Raw genomic sequence first — 5,943 nt, forward strand, 5'->3', positions numbered from 1 at the left:
CGCTGCGCAGGATGTCGAGCACGTTTTCCACGCCGGCCTGGCCGTTGGCGGCCAGTCCCCACAGGTAGGCGCGACCGATCATCACGGCGCGGGCACCCAGCGCCAGCGCCTTGACGACATCGCTGCCTCGCCGGATGCCGCCGTCCAGCAAAACCTCGACCTGGTCGCCGACCGCGTCGGCGACGGCGGGCAGCGCGCGAATCGACGCCGGGGTTCCGTCCAGGTTGTTACCGCCGTGATTGGACACCGAGATCGCCGAAACACCGGCATCCACAGCCTTTTTCGCGTCATCGAGCCGCATTACGCCCTTGAGCATGAACGGGCCACCCCACAGTTCCCGTAACCAGGCGATGTCCGCCCAGGTCGGCGGCGGAGTGCCCATCCACTCCCCATAGGCGGCAAAAAAAGGTGGCCCGAGCTCACCACGGCGGACCAGGTTGGGCACCCGCAGATCGGGTGGACGCAGGGTCTTGCCGAATCTCCACAGCCAACCGGGCCGAGTGATCACCTCCGGTGACATCCGCAGCATGGTCCGCAGGTTCATCTGTTCCGGGATCTTGGGGCTGCCCCAGTCCCGGCCATGCGAGAACGACCAGTCGGTGGTGACGATCAAACCGACGGCGCCGGCTTGGCGGGCTCGCTCGACCCGCTCGGCGATCACGTCGCGCCCGGCCGACCAGTAGACCTGGAAAAACAACTTCGGGTTGGCGGCGATCACGTCCTCGACCGGCTTGCTGGCGAACGACGACAATCCCATCGCCGTGCCGCGCGCCGCGGCCGCGCGGGCGACCGCCACCTCGCCATCCGGATCGACCGCCTGCACGCCCGTCGGTGAGATGATCACCGGCAGCGAAATCTCTTGTCCCATAACCGTTGTCGATAAATCACGCTTCTCGGGCGCGCCGACCACATGTGGCGCGAAACCCAGCTCACCGAACGCCTCGACGTTGTCGGAAACGGTCAGCCCTTTTTCGCTGGCCGCCACCAGCGCGGCATAGGACGACTTGGGCAGCCGCCGCCTCGCCCGTTCCTGCGCGATGGCAACCGTCTCGAACCAGACATCACGGGCCACGGCTAGACGGGGCTTTCGTTGCACAACCGCTGCGGCGGAGTGAGTGGCTGCACCGACAGCGTCAGCGGTACAGGTCCGCTCTTCCGCCGGCCATGCGAGTGGTCACCTGCCGGACGTGGTTTGTCGCGTTCCTGCGCCAGTGCCGGCGCACCGTAGCCCTGAACACACTCCGGGTCGGGTCCGTCCATCGGCAGGCCGGTGAAGAACTTGGCCGCCATGCAGCCACCGCGGCAGCTGTCGTAGTGCCCACAGCTGCGACAGGCGCCCGCGGACTGCGGCTCGCGGAGCTCCCGGAACAGCGGGGCATCCTTCCAGACCTTGTCAAACCCGCCGTCGGACAACACGTTTCCGGCCAGGAAGCGGTCGTGGATGGCGAACGGGCAGGCGTACACGTCGCCGACCGGGTCGATCAGGCATACCACCCGCCCCGCGCCGCACATGTTCAGGCCGGCCAACGCGCCCGGCTCGCCCAGCCCGGACAGGTGGAAGAACGAATCGCCGGTCAGCACCCGATCGCCCTTGGCAACCAGCCACTGGTAGAGCTGCACCTGCTGGTCGGCGGTCGGGTGCAGGTCGTCCCAGACATCGGCGCCGCGGCCAGAGGGCCGCAATCGGGTGATACGCAGTGTGGCACCGTATCGGCTTGCCAGCGACGCGAATTCGTCGAGCTGATCGACGTTGTGGCGAGTCACGACCACAGAGATCTTGGCGTCGGAGAATCCGGCGGCGGCGAGGTTCTCCAGCGCCCGGATGGCCATCGCGAAGGACCCGGGACCGCGCACGGCGTCGTTGACCTCGGCCGTCGCGCCGTCCAGCGAGATCTGGACGTCGACGTAGTCGCTGGCCGCCAGCTTGGCTGCCACCTCGGGAGTGATCCGCACGCCGTTGGTGGAGAACTTCACACCAACGTGGTGAGCGGTGGCATAGTCCACCAACTCCCAAAAGTCGGGCCGCACAGTCGGTTCCCCGCCGCCGATGTTGACGTAGAACACCTGCATGCGTTCCAGCTCATCGATGATGTTCTTGCAGTCCTGGGTGGACAGCTCACGCGGATCGCGTTTGCCCGACGACGACAGGCAGTGCACGCAGGCCAGATTGCACGCGTAGGTCAGCTCCCAGGTCAGGCAGATAGGTGCGTCCAACCCGTGTTCGAATTGCTCGATGAGACGTGGCACCGTCGAGGTCATATGCGCCGCTCTCCCCCGCAATCGGGTGGGGGTCCCCCCAGCCGCGTAGCGGCGAGGGTGCGTGCCCCCACTGCATCGTCGCCGGCGCGTGTCATGCTGCCTCCTTGGCTTCGGCCCGCACCAGCATGTGCGACCCGGCGAGCACGCCGAGCGCATGCAGGTAGGGCTGCTGCTGCGAGTCCGCCACGCCTGCGGCCCGGCAGGCGGCGCGGACGTCCGGGTATTCGGGCAACGATTGCACCACCGCGAGGATGGTGCGGTTCTTCAGGAACGACAGTTTGCGAGTTCCGAAGTGATACAGCAGCGCACCGAAGGGCTCTGGCCGCACGGCCACCTGTGGGTGCAACCGCCATGCGCGATCGGGATCGAACTCGCCCCGCTCGCCCGGCGACGATGCGGGCCGGACAACGGCCGGTTGAGGAGCCGGGCCGTCCAGCCCCTGTGCGGGGGCGCTCACGATCAGTAGACCCCGCACATCCCGTCGATGGACACCTCTTCAACCAGGGTCTCGGTGACGAGTTCTGATGTGGATGTCGCCGGCGAGGCGGCTCCGGCGTCGCTATCCATCGTTTGGTTCGGCTCCATGACGTTGCCTTTCCTTCGTTCGGGGCTCGACAATTCGAGTCGGTGTGGTCAAAATCTCAGTCAGAATATGGCATCGAGTGCCGGAATGGAAGGGCGGGGATCATGGCGCAGCAGCAGCCTCGGGTCGGCCGCCGCCGGTCCACCACGCGTGAGTACATCTCCGACGTCGCGCTCGGGCTGTTCGCCGACCGCGGATTCTCCGAGGTGAGCGTCGATGACCTGGCGCAAGCGGCCGGCATCGCCCGCCGGAGCGTGTTCCGCTACTACGCGTCGAAGAACGCAATCCCCTGGGGGGACTTCGACGCTCACCTGCAGCACCTACGAGACCTGCTGGACCATGTCGACCCGGATATGCCGCTCGGCGAGGCGCTGCGCGATGCGCTTCTGTCGTTCAACACCTTTGACGAGTCCGAGACTGTCCGGCATCGGCAGCGGATGCGGGTGATCCTGCAAACGGCTGAGCTGCAGGCATATTCGATGACGATGTATGCGGGGTGGCGCGACGTGATCGCGGGCTTCGTGGCACGGCGAACCGGGGCGAAGACCGCCGACCTGCAGCCACAGACGGTCGCGTGGATGATGCTCGGCGTGGCGCTGAGCGCCTACGAGCACTGGTTGGACGATGAATCCGTTTCGCTGCCGCAGGCGATTGGGGATGCGTTCGAGGTCGTCCGCGCCGGACTGAAGGACCTGGATCGATGAGCCGGCTGCTGCAGACGATTCAGGTGCAGGGGCAGGTTTGCACGGCCATGGGTTCGTCGATGTACGGCGACGTGTTGGATCAGGTCGCCGCCAACGTCGAAACCGACGGTGTGTTTGCGGCGATCCTGGCCGGACACGAAGATGATTCCGGCCGGCTGGCTTTGCCGCTGAGGCTGCTCGGCGGGTTGCACCGGTTGGTTCTCGACGGCCGCGCGCCGGCGTTGCGCCGCTGGTATCCCAGTGTCGGCGGGCACTGGGATACCGAAGCCGGATGGCCCGATATCCTGCAGGCCGCCTCCGAGCACACGGATTATCTGCGTGGCGCTCTCGACCAACCTCCGCAGACCAACGAGGTGGGCCGGTCGGCCGCGCTGATCGGCGGCCTGCTGGCTCTGGTCGACCGATTCGATTCGCCGGTAAGTCTTTTCGAGATCGGTTGCAGTGCCGGGCTGAACTTGCGCGCCGACCATTACCGTTATCGCCATCCGGGCGGCGAGTGGGGCCCGGCCGATTCACCGGTGATCGTCGACGATGCGTGGCGGGGCCGATTGCCTCCCGCCGCGAGCCTGCGGATCGCCGAACGTCGTGGCTACGACATCGCGCCGCTGGACGCGACGGGCGCCGATGGCGAGTTGACGTTGCTGAGCTATGTCTGGCCCGACCAGCCGGCGCGGCTGGAGCGGTTGCGTGGCGCGATCGATATTGCCCAGCGGGTGCCGGCGCCGTTGCACCTCCGCAATGCCACCGACGCCGTTGCGGACCTGGAGCTTTCGTCCGGCTCGCTTACCGTGCTGTGGCATTCGATCATGTGGCAATACCTGTCGGTGACCGAGCAGGAAACCGTCTCGGCCGAAATCGATGAGTTGGGGGCACGCGCGCGGGCCGAGTCACCGTTCGCCCATTTGATGCTGGAACCGCATCGGCGAACGCCGGACGCTCCGGTCGAGTTCGCGGTCCGTGTCCGCTGCTGGCCCGGTGGGGATGACCGGCTGCTGGGCGTGTGCTCGCCACACGGTCCGCCGGTCACCTGGGAATAGCGACGCCGGCGAATAATTCTTTTCGCTTACCCGTCGGAGTTTCCGGCGCCACCGCGACGATAAGACTGTGAGCGCGCCACCGGACCCCAACGACGTCCGGCGTTCGCCGCGCCACTGAACCAGCCCTCCGCCGGCGAACTCATTCAGCACGGCGACATCGGGTACGTGTCGGTCTGGGTGCCCGGCCCCGCACCCGCGGCCGATTTCTACCGGCACGTGCTCGGCTGGTCTTATGATCCCGCCGCGCACCAGGTGACCAGCACCGAGCTTTCGATCGGCATCGCCGCCACCTCGGCCGCGCCCACGTTGTTCTGCTGCTATGGCGGGGCGGATCGACGACGGTTGGCAAGTGCAGAACACCCGCCCGATGGCCGGAGTCGGGGGCGGCAATGCACGGCCGGTCATCGTCCCAATGTGGACGGTGACAGACATCGACGCGGCCGTCGCGCGAGTCCGTGCAGCCGGCGGAACGGTAGTGGCGGAGCCCGCACGGCAGCCGTACGGGATGCAGGCCGAGTGCACCGACGACCTGGGCTCGCCGTTCTATCTCGGCGAGTTCTGAGTCGACGCATTTCCGGTCACTGTCTGTCGCGAGCAGCGGCCAGGAACGGCGCGACGAAGGCCAAGAAGCCAGTAGGGTCCGAGGAGAACACCACGTGACCCGTGGGCAGCACCTCCAACCGCGATCCCGGTATTGCGGCCGCAGTAGCGCGACCGAATCGCATGAGAGCTACGGTATCTTTTGATCCCCAGATAATCAGGCACGGCGCGGTGATGCGATCGGCGTAGGGTCGCAGATTATGTTCGGGCGCAGCGAAACTGCGCCACAGCGACGCTGTGAGAACGACACCTTCGCGGGTGTGAGCACGGGCCAGTGCGCGTTCCTGAACGGCGCGATCGTTTTCGCTGGTCGCCTTCATATAGCTGCGGATGGACCGCGGCAGAACGCGTTTCATCACCGCGGGCGTGCTGAGTATTCGGCAGTAGAGGTTGGTGACCGGGCTGGCGATGAAACCGCCCGTATTGACCAACACCAGCCGCGAAACCCGTTGTGGATCAGTGATCGCCAACCGTGCCGCAGCAAAACCGCCGACCGAATTGCCGACGAATGCGGCGGGCGGCAGATCAAGTGCGGCGACAACGTCGGCCAGCACGTCGGCGTACAACGCAGCGGTCGGCGGCTGGCTCGGTGCCGGCGACTCACCGTGGCCCGGCCAGTCCAGTGCGATCACGCGGTGATCGCGACTAAGGGGTGCCGCGATGGGGTCGAAATCGTGGCGGTCATGCAACGTGGCGTGCAGCAGCACCACCGGGGGCCCTTCTCCGATGTCGCTGTAGGCAACCTTGCCCACTCGTGTCT

At 66.6% G+C, this 5,943-nt stretch carries 7 protein-coding genes and 1 pseudogene; 3 read left to right on the forward strand and 5 right to left on the reverse strand.

The features are described 5' to 3' along the window. From mftD to mftA, 4 genes are all read right to left on the reverse strand, one after another. On the reverse strand, positions 1 to 1,072 hold a 1,072-nt coding region (gene mftD, locus WAN02_RS11340; protein ID WP_422264264.1), incomplete at its 3' end, for a pre-mycofactocin synthase MftD. 2 nt (positions 1,073 to 1,074) lie between these two features. After that, a complete protein-coding gene (gene mftC / locus WAN02_RS11345; protein WP_422264265.1) occupies positions 1,075 to 2,259 on the reverse strand; it encodes a mycofactocin radical SAM maturase in 1,185 nt (394 codons plus the stop codon). A 91-nt stretch (positions 2,260 to 2,350) separates the two neighbouring features. Further along, a complete protein-coding gene (mftB, locus tag WAN02_RS11350; RefSeq protein ID WP_422264270.1) occupies positions 2,351 to 2,695 on the reverse strand; it encodes a mycofactocin biosynthesis chaperone MftB in 345 nt (114 codons plus the stop codon). A gap of 23 nt (positions 2,696 to 2,718) precedes the next feature. Then, complete coding sequence (mftA, locus tag WAN02_RS11355) at positions 2,719 to 2,844, reverse strand: mycofactocin precursor MftA (protein WP_422264266.1); 126 nt, start codon at positions 2,842 to 2,844, stop codon at positions 2,719 to 2,721. Between the two features lie 102 nt (positions 2,845 to 2,946). Here mftA and mftR point away from each other — a divergent pair, with 102 nt between their 5' ends. From mftR to WAN02_RS11370, 3 genes and pseudogenes are all read left to right on the forward strand, one after another. Further along, positions 2,947 to 3,546, forward strand: coding sequence for a mycofactocin system transcriptional regulator (mftR, locus tag WAN02_RS11360; protein ID WP_422264267.1), 600 nt, complete (start codon positions 2,947 to 2,949; stop codon positions 3,544 to 3,546). Next, on the forward strand, positions 3,543 to 4,583 hold the full coding sequence (locus WAN02_RS11365) for a DUF2332 domain-containing protein (protein WP_422264268.1): 1,041 nt from the start codon (positions 3,543 to 3,545) through the stop codon (positions 4,581 to 4,583). Before mftR ends, WAN02_RS11365 begins: the two co-directional genes overlap by 4 nt. A 141-nt stretch (positions 4,584 to 4,724) precedes the next feature. Continuing rightward, positions 4,725 to 5,145, forward strand: a pseudogene (locus WAN02_RS11370) (VOC family protein); the annotation flags it as partial. Between the two features lie 16 nt (positions 5,146 to 5,161). Here WAN02_RS11370 and WAN02_RS11375 read toward each other — a convergent pair. After that, a partial coding sequence (locus WAN02_RS11375) for an alpha/beta fold hydrolase (RefSeq protein WP_422264269.1) occupies positions 5,162 to 5,943 on the reverse strand: 782 nt, incomplete at its 5' end.

The organism is Mycobacterium sp., assembly GCF_049281135.1.
Classification (GTDB): domain Bacteria; phylum Actinomycetota; class Actinomycetes; order Mycobacteriales; family Mycobacteriaceae; genus Mycobacterium.